13 protein-coding genes and 1 pseudogene are annotated in these 20,425 nt (G+C 70.4%); 11 read left to right on the top strand and 3 right to left on the bottom strand.

The window, feature by feature from the left end; genetic code table 11:
• Nucleotides 1-2: 2 nt before the first annotated feature.
• Complete coding sequence (locus KCH87_RS21760; protein WP_210587841.1) at nt 3-824, bottom strand: phospholipid scramblase-related protein; 822 nt, start codon at nt 822-824, stop codon at nt 3-5.
• A gap of 88 nt (nt 825-912) precedes the next feature.
• Nucleotides 913-2,964, bottom strand: coding sequence for a phosphocholine-specific phospholipase C (locus KCH87_RS21755; protein WP_210587840.1), 2,052 nt, complete (start codon nt 2,962-2,964; stop codon nt 913-915).
• Nucleotides 2,965-3,364: 400 nt separating this feature from the next.
• Here KCH87_RS21755 and KCH87_RS21750 point away from each other — a divergent pair, with 400 nt between their 5' ends.
• The 9 genes from KCH87_RS21750 to KCH87_RS21710 all read left to right on the top strand — a co-directional run bounded on the left by KCH87_RS21750 (nt 3,365) and on the right by KCH87_RS21710 (nt 13,611).
• A complete protein-coding gene (locus tag KCH87_RS21750; protein ID WP_210587839.1) occupies nt 3,365-3,886 on the top strand; it encodes a hypothetical protein in 522 nt (173 codons plus the stop codon).
• A 353-nt stretch (nt 3,887-4,239) separates the two neighbouring features.
• Complete coding sequence (locus KCH87_RS21745) at nt 4,240-6,369, top strand: hypothetical protein (protein WP_210587838.1); 2,130 nt, start codon at nt 4,240-4,242, stop codon at nt 6,367-6,369.
• A gap of 84 nt (nt 6,370-6,453) precedes the next feature.
• Nucleotides 6,454-7,968 carry a GT4 family glycosyltransferase PelF gene (gene pelF / locus KCH87_RS21740; protein ID WP_210587837.1) on the top strand — a complete coding sequence of 505 codons (1,515 nt, stop codon included), beginning with the start codon at nt 6,454-6,456 and terminating at the stop codon, nt 7,966-7,968.
• Complete coding sequence (locus tag KCH87_RS21735; RefSeq protein WP_210587836.1) at nt 7,965-9,371, top strand: hypothetical protein; 1,407 nt, start codon at nt 7,965-7,967, stop codon at nt 9,369-9,371. Before pelF ends, KCH87_RS21735 begins: the two co-directional genes overlap by 4 nt.
• 76 nt (nt 9,372-9,447) lie before the next feature.
• Nucleotides 9,448-10,449 carry a GDP-mannose 4,6-dehydratase gene (locus KCH87_RS21730; RefSeq protein WP_210587835.1) on the top strand — a complete coding sequence of 334 codons (1,002 nt, stop codon included), beginning with the start codon at nt 9,448-9,450 and terminating at the stop codon, nt 10,447-10,449.
• 55 nt (nt 10,450-10,504) lie between these two features.
• Nucleotides 10,505-11,218: a sugar phosphate nucleotidyltransferase gene (locus KCH87_RS21725; protein WP_210587834.1), complete on the top strand. Its 714-nt coding sequence runs from the start codon at nt 10,505-10,507 to the stop codon at nt 11,216-11,218.
• Nucleotides 11,219-11,225: 7 nt separating this feature from the next.
• Complete coding sequence (locus tag KCH87_RS21720) at nt 11,226-12,140, top strand: NAD(P)-dependent oxidoreductase (protein WP_210587833.1); 915 nt, start codon at nt 11,226-11,228, stop codon at nt 12,138-12,140.
• A complete protein-coding gene (locus tag KCH87_RS21715; RefSeq protein WP_210587832.1) occupies nt 12,137-12,796 on the top strand; it encodes a spherulation-specific family 4 protein in 660 nt (219 codons plus the stop codon). The genes KCH87_RS21720 and KCH87_RS21715 overlap by 4 nt, the downstream gene beginning before the upstream one ends.
• Nucleotides 12,796-13,611 (top strand): endo alpha-1,4 polygalactosaminidase, encoded by an 816-nt coding sequence (locus tag KCH87_RS21710; protein ID WP_210587831.1) that lies wholly within the window; start codon nt 12,796-12,798, stop codon nt 13,609-13,611. Before KCH87_RS21715 ends, KCH87_RS21710 begins: the two co-directional genes overlap by 1 nt.
• Before the next feature lie 17 nt (nt 13,612-13,628).
• On the opposite strand, the gene KCH87_RS21705 is transcribed toward KCH87_RS21710, so the two are convergent.
• Entirely contained in the window at nt 13,629-15,185 is a 1,557-nt protein-coding gene (locus KCH87_RS21705) for a hypothetical protein (RefSeq protein WP_210587830.1), read from the bottom strand.
• A gap of 370 nt (nt 15,186-15,555) precedes the next feature.
• Between KCH87_RS21705 and KCH87_RS21700 the strand changes: the two genes are divergently transcribed.
• Entirely contained in the window at nt 15,556-18,945 is a 3,390-nt protein-coding gene (locus KCH87_RS21700; RefSeq protein WP_210587829.1) for a CARDB domain-containing protein, read from the top strand.
• Between the two features lie 207 nt (nt 18,946-19,152).
• A pseudogene (locus KCH87_RS21695) lies at nt 19,153-20,280 on the top strand (IS630 family transposase).
• Nucleotides 20,281-20,425: the final 145 nt, after the last annotated feature.

Raw genomic sequence — 20,425 nt, 5'->3', positions numbered from 1 at the left:
GGTCAGCCCATGCCACGCTTGTCCTGCTTGAGTGCCGTGTCGACGGTCAGCGCCGTCGCGACCACAAGGCTCAGCAGGGGCTCGGGCAGCTGGTAGTGGACCTGGAGGACGTAGTTGTCCGCGGTCGTGAACATCGTCTTGGCGAGGCCTTCCCAGGTCTTGGTGATCCGGGCCACCTCGTTGTCGGCGTGGTCCACGATCGCGAAGTTCCAGGCCCGCCAGTTCTCCGCCCTGATCGCACCGACCTGCTGCCCGTTCACCTTCATCGCGAAGTTGATCTTCCCGAAGACGTTCTGCTGGGCGATCTCACCGACCGGCTGCCCGTCCGGACGCGCCACGATCACCCGGGACTTGAGGAACTTGCGCGGCCGGGTCAGCAACAGCACCGGCCGGCCGTAGGCGTCGCGGATCTCCAGCCGGTGCGTCATGAACTGGTCGAGGCTGGCGAAGAAGCGCAGCACCTTCTTCAACGCGCCCTGCCCGACCTGGACGACCGAGCCGACCTGGTTGCCGTGCTGGTCCATGACCTTGTACTCGTTGGTCAACTCGATCAGCTTGGCCTTCTGGTTCACCACCAGGACCGGCTCGGTGAACAGGGTGCCGCCGCCGGAGCCGCCCCCGGCGACTCCGGCCTGCTGCTGCACCTGACGCTGCACCCGCGGATCCGGACCGGCAGGCTGCTGCGGCACCTGCCCCGCATGCTGCGCCTGTTGGTCCGGCGCGGTGTGCTCGGTCCACTGCGCGCCGTCCCAGTAACGGAGGGTCCGGGGCGCGCCGTGCGGATCGACGTACCAGCCTGAAGGTGTGTTCGAATGCGTGGTCACCGGGGCACACTATCCCGAGCACACCTGCACCTGGCCAGCCCCCGCGATCCGGTACGCATCAGGCTTTACCGCCCCGTCGCGGTGACGGTCACTCCGTGATGACGGCCGGGTCGCTCACCCCGGGACGCCCGTTCTCGACCCGTCCGGCGAAGCGGCGCAGGAACGCGGAGTCGGCGTCGGACGTGACCGTCAGGTCGTACCACTGCTTGCTCACCGCGAGGTCGAAGGTGTGCCGCACGGTGGCACCGCGCCGCACCACGAAACGCCGCGTCCGGCCGCCGTAGCCGTCGGCGACCTTCAGCTCCACGGTTGCGGAGCCCTTGTTGGTGAGGGTCAGCTCCAGGTCGTCGCCCCGGTGCCGGGCGGTGACCTCGGGTCCGGCGGTCTTGTCGGCGCCCTTGAATGCGCGCACGAAGCCGTTCGGGCCGTGGACCGTCAGGTCGTACGAGCCGTTCGAGTACGCCGAGTTCCAGGTGTCGGCGATGCTCTTGCCCGCCTCGGTGGTGTACATCCACGGGCCGTCGGTGCGGTTGCCGGAGGTGACGTGGAAGGCGCCGCCCGCCTTGGCGCCCGTGGCGAAGGTGAGCGTGAACTTCCCGGCGGCGGTATCGGCCGAACCGTCCACGTACGGGGCGTACCTGAGCGGCCGGGACCGGCGCAGACCGCGCTCCTGCTTGGGCAGGCGCGGGTCGGCGGGCGGGGTGGGCTTGTAGTCGGGGTGCCGCACGCGGTCCGGCGGCTCGTAGCCGTCGGTGTCCGGCAGCTCGACGGGGCGCGGGTCCTTGCGGGAGAAGTCGAAGGCGGAGGTGAGGTCACCGCAGACGGCCCGGCGCCACGGCGAGATGTTCGTCTCGCGCACCCCGAAGCGGCGCTCCATGAACTGGAGTATCGAGGTGTGGTCGAGGGTCTCGGAGCAGACGTAGCCGCCCTTGCTCCAGGGCGAGACGACCAGCATCGGGACGCGCGGGCCGAGGCCGTAGGGACCGGCGACGCGGTTGGCGTCACCCTTGTAGAGGTCCGGCTCGACGTCCACCGTGGACTTGCCCTGGGCGGCCGAGCGGGGCGGCAGCGGCGGCACGACGTGGTCGAAGAAGCCGTCGTTCTCGTCGTACGTGATGAACAGCGCCGTCTTCGCCCAGACCGCGGGGTTGGAGGTGAGCGCGTCCAGGACCTGCGAGATGTACCAGGCACCGTAGTTCGTGGGCCAGTTGGAGTGCTCGGAGAACGCCTCGGGGGCGGCGATCCAGGAGATCTGCGGGAGCTTGCCCCCCTTGACGTCGGCCTTCAGCCGGTCGAAGTAGCCGTCGCCGTTCTTCACGTCGGTGCCGGTGCGGGCCTTGTCGTACCAGGGGTCGCCGGCCTTGGCGCCCCGGTACTTGTTGAAGTAGAGCAGCGAGTTGTCGCCGTAGTTGCCCCGGTACGCGTCCTCGATCCAGCCCCAGGAGCCGGCCACGTCCAGGCCGTCGCCGATGTCCTGGTAGATCTTCCAGGAGATCCCGGCCTCTTCGAGGCGCTCGGGGTACGTGGTCCAGCCGTAGCCGAGCTCGTCGTTGCCGAGGACCGGGCCGCCGCCCGTGCCGTCGTTGCCGGTGTAACCCGTCCACATGTAGTAGCGGTTCGGGTCGGTCGAGCCGATGAACGAGCAGTGGTAGGCGTCGCAGATGGTGAACTTGTCGGCGAGCGCGTAGTGGAACGGAATGTCCTCGCGGGTCAGATACGCCATGGTGGTGGAGCCCTTGGCGGGGACCCAGTTGTCGTACTTGCCCTGGTTGTACGCGGAGTGCCCGTCGGGCCAGGAGTGCGGCAGGCCCTCCAGGAACTGCATGCCGAGGTCGTCGGCGTCCGGGTGGAAGGGCAGCAGGTCCTTGGCGCCGTTCGGCTGGTACCAGATGGACTTGCCGTTCTGCTGGCTCACGGGCCGCGGGTCGCCGAAGCCGCGGACTCCTCGGAGTGCGCCGAAGTAGTGGTCGAAAGAACGGTTCTCCTGCATCAGGACGACGATGTGCTCGACGTCCTCGATCGACCCCGTGCGGTGGTTGGCGGGGAGCGCGGCGGCGCGCTCGATACTGCTCGACAGTGCGGCGAACGCCGTGGTGGCGCCCGCCACTTGGAGGAATCGGCGCCGGTTGACTTCAGGCATGGGTGAGGGACCTCTCGTCCTGACGGAGTCGAACTGCGCGTCCTGTCGGTCGGTTCGTGACGGAATGCGCGCGAAAGGAGTGTTCCAGGAGCACCAAACGTCAGGGAAGGGCCTGGTGGCGCCCATGTGAAAGTCGTCGGTACGTGAGGTGCGCGGCCGACGCCCGGGGCGCACGATCTTCGCCAATCCCCCTCGGTCACTCCGGGGAGTCGACCGGTGCCATACCCCCGCCGCCACGACACCCCCACGTGCGCGGTGTCGTGCGGGGATTCACCGAGCCATGTCGCGTGACGACGCCGTCACGACTCCTTCACAGCGTGCACACTTTCGGCCGCCTCCTGTTTCCCGTGTTCCTGGCGGGGCAGACGGTTTCCTCGCCCGCTGCCTAGCCTCCCGGGCCATGAGATCCACACTGCTGAGGCGCCTCGGCCTCACCGCCGTACTCGCCCTCGCCCTCGCCTTGTTCGGCCTGGCCCCCAGCGCCCAGGCGGCCGCGCCGGCCGACCTCACCTTCACGACCGACAGCGCGACCACCACCCCCGGCGGCACGGTGAACCTGTCGATGACGATCACCAACAACCAGACCTACGACATCTGGTTCATCCACCAGACGATCGAGCCGACGTGGCTGACCACCCAGCGGCCCGACCTCAAGTACGGCTTCACCGGCTGCACTCTGGCCACGGCCGAGGGCGCCACCCCGTGCTCCGGCACCGGCCCCGCCGACCTCGGCACCAACTACGGCGCCACCATCCCGCCCGGCCAGAGCCGGACCGTCACACTGACCCTCCAGGTCGCCGCCGACTCCGGCTGCAACGGGAACATCGGCTTCTACTCGTACTACTACGCCGAGTTCAGTGACAGCACGAGCACCAGCGGCGGCCCGGTGTACACGCCCGAGACCCGAGTGCTCTGCGCCTGAGTGCGGGTGATCCGGCGACGGCGGCCGGCCCGTACAGGTCGGCCGCCGTCCACATGGCGAGATCCGGACGGTTCAATTCCGGACGATCACGGTGCGGCCCTCCGAACCCCGGATCTGCCAACTCTCCTACCGTCAGCGGGCGTTACGGTCACCGCAACGCCCAAATGGACGCCTGCACTTTTCCGTCACGTTTCGCAGCGTGACCACAAAAGCTACACACACGAACCACCATGTGACGCGGCGAATGCATCGACGACTGGGCTCTGAGGGGGGCATGGCGTCGCGCATGGGGGGTGCGCCCGCTCCGACGGGAGCCGTGCTCACCCCTCCGCCCGTGGAGGGGACATCACCGCATGAAGCGGACCATACGCACGAGCGCGCTCACTGTGGGCGCGCTCATCGCCTCGCTCGTTCTACCGGCCACGGTGGCCCATGCCGACACGGTCACGCCCCGCGTCGACCTGCGGGTCCTGGTCGTGAGCGACGGAGGCCCGTCGACCGACGCCATCGCGGCGGAACTGGACACGGCCGGCACGCCGTACACCGAGGTCGACCTCCAGGACGCGGCGAGACCCGAGATCGACGCGGACTTCCTGGCGGACACCGTGGACGGCGCGCCGCGCGCCAGGTTCCAGGCCGTCGTGCTGCCCAACGACAACCCGTTCCCGACGGGTTCCGCCGAGATGGCGGCGCTGGCGGCCTATGAGCAGACGTACGCGATCCCGCAGGTCGACGCCTACACCTACGCGCGTCCCGAGGCCGGGCTCGACCACCCGGCCAACGGCGGCTACTCGGGCAGCGTCGACGGTGTGACGGCCCAGGTCACCGCGGCCGGCGCGGCGGGACCGTTCGCCTATCTGGACGGGACCGTGCCGTTCGAGGACAACTCCCCCGACGTGGGCGAGAGTTACGCCTATCTCTCGACGCCCGCCGCGGGCGCGGACTTCACGCCGTACGTCGACGCCGCGATCCCGGGGCAGACCGCCCGGGGTTCACTGGTCGGCGAGTACCGGCACGACGGGCGGCGTGAGCTCGTCGTCACGTTCGTCTACAACCAGTACCAGCAGCAGTTCCGGCTGCTGGCGCGCGGCATCGTGGAGTGGATGACCGGCGGGGTGCATCTCGGCGCCTCCCGCAACTACTTCGCGGTGCACGTCGACGACGTCTTCGCCGCCGACGACCGCTGGGACACCGAACTCAACTGCACGCCGGGCGACATCGACTGCCAGCCGGGCCAGGGCGTGTCGAATCCGATCCGGATGACACCGGCCGACGTCGACCACGCCATCGAGTGGCAGGGCCGGCAGGGCGTCACCTTCGACATGGTGTACAACGGCGCGGGCAGCGTGAACCAGCGCGAGGAGAACGACGGCGAGGACGAACTCGGCGACCAGCTGATCGCCGACCGGGACAGCTTCCGCTGGGTCAACCACACCTACTCGCACCCGTTCCTCGGCTGTGTGCAGGACGTCGGTGTGGTGCCGTGGAAGTGCGCCACGAACTCCGACGGCAGCACCCAGTGGGTCAGCCAGAACGAGATCTCCGACGAGATCGCCACCAACCGCGTCTGGGGCCAGACCAACGGACTCCCGCTGGACACCGAGGAGTTGGTCACCGGCGAGCACTCCGGTCTGCGGATCCTGCCGCAGCAGCCGGTGGACAACCCCAACCTGGCGCCCGCGCTGACCGGCAACGGGGTCGAGTGGCTCGCCTCGGACCACTCCCGTGATCCCGTGCAGCGTCAGGTCGGTCCCGCGACGACCGTCTCCCGCTACCCGATGAACATCTTCTACAACGCCGGACGGGCCGCCGAGCAGGTCGACGAGTACAACTGGATCTACACCAGCCGTGCCCAGGGCGGCAGCGGCATCTGCGAGGACAACCCCGCCACCTCCACCTGCCTGACGGCGCCGCTGGACACCGCCACCGGCTACGCCGACCACATCGTGCCGCTGGAGACTCGAACCGCGCTCGGGCACGTGCTGTCCAACGACCCCAAGCCGCACTTCATCCACCAGTCGAACCTGACCGAGGACCGCATCGCCTACCCGGTGCTCGACGGCGTCCTCACCACGTACGACACGCTGTTCGCGGACAACACCCCCGTGGTGAACCTGCGGATGAAGGACCTCGGCGTCGAGATGCAGCGGCGCGCGGCCTGGGACGCGGCCCTCGACGCCGGTCAGGTCACCGCCTACCGCGTCGGCAGCGCCGTGACCGTCGAGGCGCCGGACGGTGTGGCCGTGACCGCGACGCTGCCCACCGGCACCACGCAGGGCGGCGCCGCCTTCGGTGACGCCTACGCGGGAGCGGTGTCCGGCTGGACCGCCTCGGCCGGGCAGCCGCTCACGCTCACCCTGCCGGCGTCCGCGGCGGCCCAGTCCGCGACCGCGGGCACCACGGACACGACGACCTCCACCACTCCCCCGACGAAGGTGCCCGCCGGCGTGACCGAGCAGGTGCCGTACGTCCCGGAGAACTGAGCGCGGCCCGCACGACGGTCCCGGCCGCATCCCGTGCGGCCGGGGCCGGTACGACCGCCACCGACCTCGGCCGTGGAGCCCCCCATGCACGTTCACCACGGCGCGCGCCGCTCCGGCTCAACGCGCGTCACCCTGCTCACCGAAGGCACCTACCCGCACAGTCACGGCGGGGTGAGCGTCTGGTGCGACCAGCTCGTCACCGGCATGCCCGATCTCGACTTCGAGGTCATCGCCGTGACCGGCACCGGACGTGAACCCCTCGTCTGGGACATCCCCGAGCACGTCGCGCGCGTCGTCTCCGTCCCCATGTGGGGGCCCGCGCCCGACGGCCGCGCACCCCGCGGGAGAAGCCGGAACCAACTCGCCTCCGTCTACGAGCAGTTCCTGACGGCGCTGCTCGACCCCGCCGCCGAGCACGGGTTCGCCGACGCCCTCTACGCGATGGCGCGGGCCGCGGCGGACGGCACGCTGAGCCCCTTCCTGCGCGGCGACAAGGCGATCGGTGTTCTCACCGCCGTGTGGAACCGGCCCGGTCTGGCCGTGCGGGAGGCCCGCCCGACGCTGCACGACGCGATCACCGCGACCGCGCTGCTGGAGCATGCCCTGCGGCCCCTGGCCACGCCGCCGCCCGAGGACGGGGTGGCGCACGCGGTCAGCGGCGGGGTCGCCGTACTGCCGGGTCTTGCCGCACTCGAACGGCACGGCGTCCCACTGCTGTTGACCGAGCACGGCGTGTATCTGCGCGAGCGCTACCTCGGCTATCGCACCGCCCCCTACCGCTGGCCCGTGAAGGCCGTCGTCCTCGGCTTCTTCCGGCTGCTGGCGGAGGAGACGTACCGCAGGGCGGCCCTGATCACCCCCGGCAACCGCTACAACCGGCTGTGGGAGGAACAGGGCGGTGCCGACCCCGGGTCGATCCGCACCGTCTACAACGGAGTGGACCCCGGCGCCTTCCCGCCCGCCGGTCCCGAACCGGACCGGCCGACCCTCAGCTGGGCGGGGCGCGTCGACCCGATCAAGGACCTGGAGACCCTCATCCGGGCCTTCGCCCTGGTCCGGGGTCAACTCCCCGACGCACAGCTGCGGTTGTTCGGCGGCACCCCACGAGGAGGCGAGGCCTACCGGGAGCGGTGCGAGGCCCTGGCCGCCGAGCTCGGTCACGGGGACGCGGTCACCTTCGAGGGCCGGGTCGAGGACATCAAGGACGCCTACGCCGCCGGGAACGTCGTGATGCTGTCCAGCATCAGCGAGGGCTTCCCGTTCACTCTGATCGAGGCCATGTCGTGCGGACGGGCGACCGTCTCCACGGACGTCGGCGGCGTGCGGGAGGCCGTCGCGGACACCGGTCTGGTCGTCCCGCCACGTGACCCGGCGAGGATGGCCGACGCCGCGCTGGAGCTGCTCGGCGATCCGGAGCGCCGCCGGTCGATGGGCGAGGCGGCCCGGCTGCGGGTGATCGAGCAGTTCACCCTGCGGCAGACCGTCGACACCTTCCGCGCCATCTACCAGGAGCTGTCGGCCCTGGGCCGGATGTGGACGCCGGAGACCGCCGAGCCGGCCGCTCTGGCCGTCGCGAGCACGGGAAGCAGGGCCGGATGAGCGGGCCGATGGCGCTCGAACCGGGCGGCACGGAACGGGACGCGCTGTCCCTCCGGCTGGCCGCGGCCCCCTCACCCCGCGCGCGGGTCGCCGAGACCCGCACCCCGGCGCCGCGCCAGCCCCGCTGGGGCGCCGACCATGCCGCGGTCGACTCGCTCGCCGCCGAACTGGCCGACCGCATCGGCCCCGCCGTACACCCCTACGAGGTCGCCGCGCTGCTGGAGTCGGAGGGACTGACCGCCGAGGTCATCCAGGAGCGGTACGGCCACCCGAACCTCTTCTCCCTCGCCACCGCCCTGTACCGGCGGGTGCCGCGCACCTACCCGGAACCCGCGCCGCCGGCCGATCCCTGGCGCCCGGACCACATCCGGTGCGCCCTGCGCGGCGCCCTGTTCGCGCTGCCGGGACTCGCCTACCTGCTCACCGCACCGCTGTGGCACGCCGACCGAGCCGTCTCCGTCCTGGTCGTGGCCGGGCTCGTCTCCTGGGCGTGGGGGCAGGCGCTCGGCCACCGGGCCTTCGTGCGCATGGCGACGGGACGGCGCGAGGCCGGTCGTACGCTCCTGAAGGGCGCCCCGCTCGGTGCCGCCGTGGCAACGGCTGCCGGAACGGCGGTCGCCGGGTCCGGCCCGGCAGCCCTGGCCGCGGGGGCGCAGTCGGTGTATCTCGCGGCGGCCGGTGTGCTGTTGGTGCTGGGCGGGGAGCGGCTGTTGCTGGCCGCGCTCACACCGATGATCGCCGGTGCCGCGGTGCTGGCGTGGTGGGAGCCCGGCGCGGTGCTGCGGGCGGGGCTGCCGCTGCTGTCCCTGCTCGGCGCGGTCGCCGCGGCGGGCTGGATCCTGCGCTCCGCCCTGTCCCGTTCCGCCACGCCGGGGGCCGGCCGGCCCCCGCTGCTGCGGTCGCTGCCGTACGGCCTGTTCGGTCTGGCCGCGGGGGCGCTGGTGCTGCTCGTAGGGCGGGAGCAGCCGTATGCGGTGATCGTGCTGACCGTGAGCATGGGGCCCGCGGAATGGCTGCTGTACCGGTACCGCGGGCTGTCGGTGAAAGCGCTGCGGGCGACGGCCACACCGACCGCCTTCCAGCTGCGGTCGGCGGCCATTCTCGCCCTCTGTCTGATCGCCTATCTGCTGCCCCTGCTCCCGGCGGCACTGCTCACCGACTCCGAACCCACCCCGCTCCTGCTGCTCGCGGCGGCCCTGTGGACGGCGCTGCTGCTCCAGGCCTTCGGGGTGGCCTGGCCGCCGGCCGGGATATGTCTCGCGGCTGCCGCCGGGGCCGGCGCCCTCACCGTTCTCCCCTCGCCGCCGGGCATCGACGTGCTGTCGCCGGCCTGTGGCCTGGCCGCGCTGTGTCTCAGCGGGTGCGTGCTGCGGCTGCTGGGACGGCCGGCGCCGCATGCGTGACCGTCCGGACGACGGACGACAAGCAAGCAGTCAACCCACGCCACCAGATGCGCAACCGACCGGAAGGACCCCCGAGTTGACCACCGCACCACTTGCCGCAGTCACCGGAGCCGAGGGATTCATCGGCTCGCACCTCACCGAGGCGCTGGTCGCCTCCGGGCACCGGGTGAGAGCCATGGCGCAGTACAACTCCTTCTCCTCCTACGGCTGGCTGGAGACCCTGTCGCCGGACGTCCTCGACCAGGTCGAGATCGTCCTCGGCGACGTACGCGACCCGGGCTCGGTCCGCGGGCTGCTCGAAGGCGCCGACTGCGCCTACCACCTGGCCGCCCTCATCGCGATCCCGTACTCCTACCAGGCACCGCACAGCTACGTGGACACCAACGTCACCGGCACCCTCAACGTGCTGGAGGCGGTCCGCGCCCTGGGCACGCCCCGGCTGGTGCACACCTCCACCAGCGAGACGTACGGCACCGCGCAGACCGTCCCGATCACCGAGGACCACCCCATCAACACCCAGTCCCCGTACGCCGCTTCGAAGGCGGGCGGCGACCGGCTGGCCGACAGCTACCACGCGAGCTTCGACACACCGGTGGTGACGCTGCGGCCGTTCAACACCTTCGGGCCGCGCCAGTCGATGCGGGCGGTCATCCCCACCGTCATCGGACAGGTGGCCGCCGGGGAACGGACCATCACCCTCGGCGATCTGCGCCCCACCCGTGACTTCACCTACGTCAAGGACACCGCGCAGGCGTTCCTCACCGTGGGCACCGCGTCCGCCGAGCAGGTCGTGGGCCGCACCTTCAACGCCGGGACCGGCGGGGAGATCTCGGTCGGTGACCTCGTCGCGCTGATCGGCAAGGTGATGGACACCGCGCTCGACGTCCGCGAGGACACCGCGCGCATCCGGCCGGCGGGCTCGGAGGTGATGCGGCTGGTCGCCGACGCGAGCCGGCTCACCGCCGCCACCGGCTGGCAGCCCGCACACACCTTGGAGGAAGGCCTCGCGCACACCGTGGAGTTCTTCCGCGACCCGGCCAACCTCGCCCGCTACAAGACCGGCATCTACAACATCTGAGCCCGTCAGGCACCTCGACAAGCGTCCACGAAGCGTTCACGAAGGAGGAGTCCCCATGCACGCAGTGATCCTGGCGGGAGGCAAGGGCGTCCGGCTGCGGCCCTACACCACCGCGCTGCCCAAGCCGCTCGTGCCCATCGGCGACCAGCACGCCATCCTGGAGATCGTGCTGCGCCAGCTCGCCACGGCGGGCTTCACCCACTGCACCATCGCCATAGGACACCTGGGCGAGATCATCCGCGCTTATGTCGGCGACGGCAGCCAGTGGGGCATGGCCGTCGACTACGCCACCGAGGAGAGCCCCCTGGGCACCATGGGCCCGCTGCTCACCATGCGCGAGAAGCTGCCCGAGACGTTCCTGGTCATGAACGGCGACATCCTCACCGACCTCGACTACGCGGACGTCCTGCGCCGGCACAGCGGCTCGGACGCGCCGCTGACCATCGCGACGTACGCCCGGAAGGTGCACATCGACTTCGGTGTACTGACCACCGCCGACAGCCGTGTCGTCGCCTTCACCGAGAAGCCGAGCATGGACTACCGCGTCTCCATGGGCGTGTACGGGCTGACCCGCTCCACCCTCGACGGCTACACCCCCGGGCTGCCGCTGGGCTTCGACGAGCTGGTCCTCGACCTGCTGAAGACGCAGAACCCGCCGCATGCCTACGACTTCGAGGGGTACTGGCTCGACATCGGCCGGCCGGACGACTACGACCGGGCCAACGCCGAGTTCACCACCCGCAAGTCGCTGCTGCTCAAGGGAGCCTGACCACCCCATGCGCATTCTCGTCCTGGGCTTCACCGGCTATCTGGGCGGCCATGTCGCCGAGCATCTGCGTGCCCTGCCGGGCGTGCGGGTGCTCGGCGGCGGCCGCACGCCCGCCGCGGAGTTCGGCATCGACCTCGCCACCGCCCGCGCGGACGAGCTGGCCCGGACCGTGGCCGAGGCGGAGCCCGACGCCGTGATCAACTGCGCGGGCGCCACCGGGGGCGACTCCGTGACTCTCGCCGAGGCCAACTCCCGTGGTCCGGCGGCACTCTGTGCGGCGCTGCGGAAGGCGGCACCGTCGGCCCGTCTTGTCCACCTCGGCTCGGTCGCCGAATACGGCCTCGGCGCCCCGCACACCAAGGTCACGGAGTCGGCGGCCACCCACCCGCTCTCCGCGTACGGCGCGACCAAGCTCGCCGGCACGGTCGCGGTCACCACCTCGGGGCTCGACGCGGTGGTGCTGCGGGTCGGGAACCCGGTGGGGGCCGGTGCTCCGGCGACCGGGCTGCCCGGCCGCATCGCCGGCCTGCTGCGCGAGGCGGGTCAGGACCCGGCCGCGGTGATCCGGCTGGGCGATCTGTCGGCGTACCGCGACTTCGTCGACGCACGCGACGTGGCACGGGCGGCGGCGCTCGCGGTGTCGGCCCCGCGGCCCCTGCCGGGCGTCCTCAACATCGGTGGCGGACAGGCCGTTCCCGTACGGGAGTTGGTGCGGGCGCTGGCCCGCATCGCCGGGTTCCGGGGGCGGATCGGGGAGAACGGCGTCGGCGTATCCGCCCGATCCGGGGAGGTCTCGTGGCAGTGTTCCGACATCACGGCCGCCGAAGACGTCCTCGGCTGGCGGCCGTCGTACACCCTCGACGACTCGCTGACAGCGCTGTGGGAGGCGACGGCGCGGCGGGAGGACGTCAACGCGCCGTGAGCCTGCTGATCCCGCTGTACGTCCATCCGGCCGAGGACCCGGGCGCCTGGCACCGTCTGATCGGGGCGACAGCCGGTACGTACGCGGTGGTGCTCAACCCGGCGAACGGCCCCGGTCCGGGCCCCGATCCGGCGTTCGCCGCGGCGGCGGGGGCGCTGCGCTCGGCCGGTGCCCGCCTCCTCGGGTACGTCGACACCGACTACGGCGCCCGCGGCCCGGCCGAGGTGACGGAGGACGTCGCCCGGTACCGCGACTGGTACGGGACCGACGGCTGCTTCCTCGACCGGGTGACCGCCTCACCCGACGAACTGCCCGCCTGTAGACGCCTGGTGCGGGCGGTACGACGGCTGGGCGCGGCGCCGGTCGTGCTGAACCCCGGCGTCCACCCGGCGCCGGGGTACGCCCGCGTCGCCGACCTGGTCGTCACCTTCGAGGGCCACTGGTCGACGTACGTCTCGGCGTTCAGCAGACCGGCGTGGACGTCGAAGCACCCGGCCGAGCGCTTCTGCCACCTCGTCTACGGCGTGCCCGCGGCGCTGGTCCCCCTGGCCGTCCGTACGGCCCGTGAGCGGGGCGCGGCGGTGGCGGGGCCGGTGACGGGCGAACTTCCCAATCCCTGGGCGCAGTTGACGCCCGCGCTGCGGGAGACGGAGTGATGGGACGACGTACGGCACTGATGTGCGGGGCACTGATGGCGCTGACACTGAGCGCGTGTTCGGGCACGGAGGGGAACACCTCGTCGGCCCCGACCACCAAGTCCCCTGCACGGCAGAAGCGCTGGCAGCCCCGTCCCGGCCTCGCCTGGCAGTGGCAGCTCGACGGAAGGCTCGACCTCTCCGTCGACGTTCCGGTCTACGACGTCGACGGCTTCGAGACCTCCACCGCGGACGTGACCCGCCTCCACCGCGCCGGCCGCAAGGTCATCTGCTACATCAACGTCGGCGCCTGGGAGAACTTCCGCCCCGACAAGAACGACTTCCCGAAGTCCGTGCTCGGCGCCCCCAACGGCTGGGACGGCGAGCGCTGGCTGGACGTCCGCCGCAGGAAGGCACTGCGGCCGATCATGGAACGCCGGATGGACATGTGCCGCGCCAAGGGATTCGACGCCGTGGAGCCCGACCTGATGGAGGGGTACGCCGGCGAGACGGGATTCCCGCTGACCGCGAGCGACCAGCTGGCGTACAACCGCATGATCGCGGACCTCGCGCACGCCCGTGGACTGGCCGTGGGCCTCAAGAACGACCTCCCGCAGATCCCCCGGCTCGTCCGTCACTTCGACTTCGCGGTCAACGAGGAGTGCGCGCAGTTCGACGAGTGCGGGGCACTGCGTCCGTTCATCGCGGCGGGCAAGGCGGTCTTCCACGTCGAGTACGCCGTACCGAACAGCGACTTCTGCGCCGACTCGCGCAGGCTGAAGCTGTCGTCCATGCGCAAGAAGCTGGAGCTGGGGGTGTGGCGCCGGCCCTGCTGATCACCCCGCCGGTCGCGTCAGTAGCCGAAGCTCGTCGTGTAGGCGCACTCGGTGTAGATATAGCCCGGCGACAGCCTGGCGGTGTCCGAGGCCGGCGACTTTCCGTCCGCGTCCTGGGACTTGTGCACGAAGTAGGTGGTGCCGGCGGGCAGTTGGATGGTCCGCTGCGGGTAGTTCTTGCCGCTGTCGCTGCACGGTTCGAAACCGGTCAGGGTGCTGCTGAGGAGGGAGTACGAGGTACAGCTGCCGCAGGCCCCGAGGGTGAAGCTGCCGGTCACCGGCCCGGTGTACAGGACCGTGATGTCGTCGGGGCTGTCGTTCTTGACGGTGACGGAGATGCTGCCGCCCGATGCCGTGGTGGGCAGGCGCTTGCCGGCCGCGGGCACCGTCTGGGCGACCTCCGCGGCGATGGCTATCTTCTGGGCGCGTGCCCGGTTCCTGTCGTTCGGGTTGCTCTCGGCGAAGTCGTTCATCGTGGTGACGGCCTCGCTGAAGCTCCCGTCCCGGTACTGGTCCACACCGCAGGCGTACGTGCCCGAACTCGCCTTCCCCTCCGCCCGGTCGGCGTCCCTGTCGAGGGCGTCGGTCAGGCCGGCCGGCTCTCCCGACAGCCCGCGGACCTGGGTGCCGAGAGTCTCGAGCCGCTCGACGGCCGCACAGGGCTCGTCGCCGCTCAGGGACCTCACCTCCTTGTCGACCGCGGCCTGCACGGCGGGTTCCACCTTCGCCGCCTGCGCGGACTTCGGGAACGTCGTCAGCAGTTCGTCGAAGTGCGGGGTCCAGTCCCCGGCCCCGCCGCCGAGTGACGTGGCCGCGCACTCGTAGAGCGAGGTGGCCAGCCGGTCGTCGGGCCAGGCGGACAGGGATCCGAGCGTCTCGTCGCTCATCGTGCGCGGGACCGTACGGAGGTACTTCAAGGGCGGTACGGCGGCGCAGTAGTTCTCCTGCGCGTACGGCGAGGCGACGGTGGCGTAGTAGGTCCTGAGCCGGTCGGGAACACGTTCGGCCGCCCGTGAACCCGCGTGGTCGTCGCTGAGCCCGCGGTAGGCGGCCAGCGCGCTGCGGTAGTCGGCCTCCGCCGACTCGAACGGCAGCTGCGCGGACGCCTTGACCAGCTTGTCCGCCCGCTCCAGCCGGTCCAGCAGCATCAGTTCGGTGGCTTCGTCGCGGGCCCCGTCGTACAGGACGACGCCACCGACGGGGACGGCCAGGAGCACGACGCCGAGCGCGGCTGCGACCGGGGCGCTCGGCGGCCACGCCATCCGGGTCCGCAGGCCCACGGACGCACCGTGCGCGGCTGCGAGCACCAGGAAGACCAGGTAGAGGACGACCACCGCGCCGGGGACCCCGTTCGGGTCCGCGGGCAGGGCCACCACGAGCAGGATCGCCGTCGCGACCCAGCATGCGGCCATCAGCCCCCAGCGGCGCAGCAGGGCGTAACCGAGCCCGAGTCCGCAGAGGTTCAGCAGGGCCACCGCGACGGCTCGCCACGGATCGGCCGGAGCGGGCGGTGGTGCGGTCGGCATCGGTGGAACGACGAAATCGTCACGTGCACCGTGCTGCTCCCAGGACATGACGGCTCCCCCGGTCAATCACGCCTGAAGTTCTATGACTTGTCAGGGTACGGTCAGCCGGTCCACGGCGACAGAGGGTCCGCCGAAGCCTCTGCCACGGCGTCAGAAGACCCGTCGGGACAACGGGCTCCGCGACCGGAGCCCGTGTCGCTCCTGGTGCCCCGCGGCCCAGGGATGCAACCGGACAGTCGTGTGAGAGCCGTTGACAATCCCCATGCCTGCATGAAATCTGCGACGTACGGAACGCAAAACTGCGACTGAATCACTTAAATCTCGTAGGCACACGCGCAAGTTCACCGAGTGTGGACAAATCTTCCGGATGTGTCCCGCTCTGCACGGACCCCCGCATCCCCGTGGAACAGAGGACACCATGAGATGGACGCACGCCGTCCGGCGGTTGGTCGTCGGCTCGCTCACAGCGGGTCTCATCACCGCAGGGCTCCTGCCTGTCAGCGCCTCCGCAGCCGAAGCAGCGGGCCCCAACCTCGCCCTGGGCAAGACCGCCACGGCGAGCGGGTCCCACAGCGGCTATCCCGCCGGAAACGTCACTGACGGAAGCCAGCAGACGTACTGGGAAAGCCCGTCCAACGCCTTCCCGCAGTGGATCCAGGTCGACCTCGGCGCCGGCGTCGCGGTCGACCAGGTCGTGCTCAAGCTCCCCACCTCGTGGGAGCCCCGTACCCAGACCCTGAGCGTCCAGGGCAGCACCAATGGCAGCAGCTTCAGCACCCTTTCCGGCGCCACCGGGCGGCAGTTCGACCCGGCCCGGTCGAGCAGCGTGACGGTCGGCTTCGACTCCACGGACGTCCGGTACGTACGCGTGCAGGTGACCGCGAACACCGGCTGGCCCGCGGCGCAGCTGTCCGAGCTGGAGATCTACGGCGAGGAGGGCGAGCCGCAGCCTCCGGTGAACGGGGCGAACCTGGCGGTCAACAAGCCGATCGAGGCGTCCTCCGCGACGCAGAACTACTTTGCCACCAACGCCAACGACAACAGCCTGGGCACCTACTGGGAGTCCGCCGTCAGTCCGTCGACGCTCACGGTGAAGCTGGGCGCCGACGCGGACCTCGAAGGGGTCGTGGTCAAGCTCAACCCCGACCCCGCATGGTCGACCCGTACCCAGAACATCGAGGTGCTCGGGCGCGCGCAGAACGCCTCCGAGTACACCTCGCTGAAGGCGCGCGCCGACTACACCTTCAATCCGTCGTCGAACCAGAACGCGGTGACGATCCCGGTCACCGGGCGCTACGCCGACGTCCAGCTGAAGATCTACAGCAACAACTCCGGATTCGGCGGCCAGGTCGCCGAGTTCCAGGTCATCGGAGTCGCGGCCCCCAACCCGGACCTCACCGTCACCGATCTCACCTGGACCCCCTCCGCTCCGAGCGAGAGCGACGAGGTCACGGTGAACGCCACCGTGCGCAACGGCGGTTCCGCGGCCGGGGCCGCGACCACGGTGAACGTCAGTCTGGGCGGCACGGTCGCCGGCAGCGGCTCGGTGCGCGGCCTCGGCGTGGGAGAGACGGCGACCGTCCCGGTGTCGATCGGCAAGCGGGCGATGGGCAGTTACACCGTCTCCGCGGTGGTCGACCCCAACGACACCGTGGCCGAGCAGGACAACAGCAACAACAGCCGGACGGCGGACGCGAAGCTGGTCGTCGGCCAGGCCCCCGGCCCCGACCTGGAGGTCACGGACATCGTCTCGACCCCCGCCAACCCGGCCGTGGGCTCGAACGTCACCTTCAGCGTGAAGGTGCACAACCGCGGCACCACTGCCGTCGGCGCCGGCTCGGTCACCCGGCTGACCGTCGGCGGAACCACCCTCAACGGCACGGCTCCCGCGATCCCGGCCGGTGACACCGTCACCGTGACCGTCGGCGGCAGCTGGACCGCGACCAACGGCGGCGCCACCCTCACCGCCACCGCCGACGCCACCGGCGTGGTCACCGAGACCAACGAGAACAACAACGTGTTCGCGCGCTCGATCGTGGTCGGCCGGGGCGCGGCGGTGCCGTACGTGGAGTACGAGGCGGAGGACGCCCAGTACACGGGCACCCTCCTGGAGACCGACGGCGAACGCACCTTCGGGCACACCAACTTCGCCACGGAGTCGTCGGGCCGCGAGTCCGTACGCCTCAACTCCAGCGGCCAGTACGTGGAGTTCACGTCGACCAGTGCGTCGAACTCCATCGTCGTGCGCAACTCGATCCCGGACGCGGCGGGCGGCGGCGGTCAGGAGGCCACGCTCAGCCTCTATGCGAACGGCACGTTCGTGCAGAAGCTGACCCTCACCTCCAAGTACAGCTGGCTGTACGGCAACTCCGACGATCCCGAGGGCCTGACCAACAACCCGCAGACCGATGCGCGACGGCTCTTCGACGAGTCGCACGCGCTGCTGTCGCAGACGTATCCGGCGGGCACCAAGTTCAAGCTCCAGCGCGACGCCGGTGACAACGCCGCGTACTACGTCGTCGACATGATCGACCTGGAGCAGGTGGCGCCGGCCGCGAGCAAGCCCGCCGAGTGCACCTCGATCACCGAGTACGGCGCGATCCCGAACGACGGCATCGACGACACGGACGCCCTCCAGCGGGCGGTGACGGCCGACCAGAACGGCACCATCGGCTGTGTGTGGATCCCGGCCGGGCAGTGGCGCCAGGAACAGAAGATCCTCACCGACGACCCCCTGAACCGGGGCGACTACAACCAGGTGGGCATCCGGGACGTCACGATCCGCGGCGCGGGCATGTGGCACTCCCAGTTCTACACACTGACCCCGCCGCACCAGGCCGGTGGCATCAACCATCCGCACGAGGGCAACTTCGGCTTCGACATCGACGACAACACCAAGATCTCCGACATCGCCATCTTCGGCTCCGGCACCATTCGCGGCGGCGACGGCGGCGCGGAGGGCGGGGTCGGCCTGAACGGCCGGTTCGGCGAGGACACCAAGATCACGAACGTGTGGATCGAGCACGCCAACGTGGGTACCTGGGTGGGCCGCGACTACTCCAACATCCCCGACCTGTGGGGCCCCGGCGACCGCCTGGAGTTCAGCGGCATGCGCATCCGGAACACCTATGCCGACGGTGTGAACTTCACCAACGGCACGCGGAACTCCACGGTGTTCAACTCCTCGTTCCGCAACAACGGTGACGACGCGCTCGCGGTGTGGGCCAGCAAGTACGTGAAGGACCAGTCGGTGGACATCGGCCACGACAACCACTTCCGCAACAACACCGTCCAGCTGCCGTGGCGCGCCAACGGCATCGCCGTGTACGGCGGTTACGGCAACACCATCGAGAACAACCTCGTCTACGACACCATGAACTACCCGGGCATCATGCTCGCCACCGACCACGATCCGATCCCCTTCACGGGGCAGACGCTGATCGCCAACAACGGGCTGTACCGCACGGGCGGTGCGTTCTGGGGCGAGGCTCAGGAGTTCGGCGCCATCACCCTGTTCGCCGCGGGCCCCGACATCCCGGGTGTCACGATCCGCGACACGGAGATCCACGACTCGACGTACGACGGCATCCAGTTCAAGACGGGCGGCGGTGCCGTGCCGAACGCCAAGATCGACAACGTGACGATCACCAAGTCCAACAACGGCGCGGGCATCCTCGCGATGGGAGGCGCACGCGGCAGCGCGACGCTGACCAATGTGACGATCAGTGACTCGGCCGACGGGAACATCCTGATCCAACCCGGCTCACAGTTCGTGATCAACGGCACGGCGGAGGGGGCGGCCCGGTAGCACTGTCGATCGTCATGACGCCGGGGCGCCGAGCGCCCCGGCGTCGTCCGAACAGGTGCCGGCCGTACGGGGCGCATGACCTCCCGGCCTCTCACCAGGAGCTTTCCAATCGTCCTTCCGTGAGACGGGAGCCGCAACGATGCCGCCGGGTTGGTGGTCCTGGCGGTTGGATGTGCGGTGACGTCCGTTCCGACTGCTGGAGGCGCGGTGGCTGAGCCTGTCCGTGTGCGCAGACTGACCGACCAGGAAGGGCAGCGGCTGCAGCAGATCGTGCGCCGGGGCAGCACCAGTTCGGTGCGCTACCGGCGGGCAATGATGCTGCTGGCCTCGGCCGGCGGGAACCGCGTGCCGGTGATCGCCCAGCTGGTTCAGGCCGATGAAGACACCGTGCGCGATGTGATCCACCGATTCAACGAGATCGGCCTGGCCTGTCTGGAACCCTCGATGGGCGGGAGGCCGTCCCCGCCTGCTCAGCACTGACGACGAGGATTTCGTCGTGGCGACGGCCACCACCCGACCGGTCAAGCTCGGCCGGCCCTTCACCCGCTGGTCACTGCGCAAGCTCGTCGCCTACCTGCGGAAGGTCCACGGCCGGGTGATCCGCATCGGCCGCGAGGCGTTACGCGGCCTGCTCACCCGCCGCAGTGTCACCTTCCAGCGCACCAAGACGTGGAAGGAATCCCCGACCCGGACCGCGAGGCGAAGCTGGACCGGATCGAGGAGGTCCTGGACCGCTTCCCGGACCGGGCCTTCGCCTTCGCCTTCGACGAGTTCGGCCCGCTGGGAATCCGGCCCACCGGCGGCAACTGCTGGGCCGAGCAGGCCAAGCCCGACCGAGTACCGGCCACCTACCACCGCACCCACGGGGTGCGGTATTTCCACGGCTGCTACTCGGTCGGCGACGACACCCTGTGGGGCATCAACCGTCGCAAGAAAGGCGCCGCGAACACGCTGGCCGCGCTGAAGTCGATCCGCCCCGCCCGGCCCGACGGCGCCCCGATCTACGTGATCCTGGACAACCTGTCCGCCCACAAGGGCGCCGACATCCGCCGCTGGGCGAAGAAGCACGAGGTCGAACTGTGCTTCACCCCGACCTACGCCTCGTGGGCCAACCCGATCGAGGCCCACTTCGGACCGCTGCGGCAGTTCACCATCGCCAACTCCCACCACCCCAACCACCCCGTGCAGACCCGGGCCCTGCACGCCTACCTGCGGTGGCGCAACGCCAATGCCCGTCACCGCGACGTCTCGGCCGCCGAACGCAAGGAACGCGCCCGGATCCGCAGCGAGGGAGGCATCCGCTGGGGCGGACGTCCCGTCGCCGCCGCGGCCTGAAGGACTTGGCGAACCTATGCAGCCAGCCACGGCACCGGCGCTCCGAGCGCGATGAGCTGGGCTTCTGCATACTCGTGGCCCTGCTCGTGGAGGCTGACCTTCTTGCCCTCCGGTCGAAGACGGTTCCGTCGGGCATGAGTTTGAT

It is taken from the genome of Streptomyces sp. GESEQ-35 (assembly GCF_017948485.1).
Taxonomy (GTDB): domain Bacteria; phylum Actinomycetota; class Actinomycetes; order Streptomycetales; family Streptomycetaceae; genus Streptomyces.
Note: the sequence above shows the minus strand (reverse complement) of the source record. Positions and strands in the feature narration are given on the sequence as shown.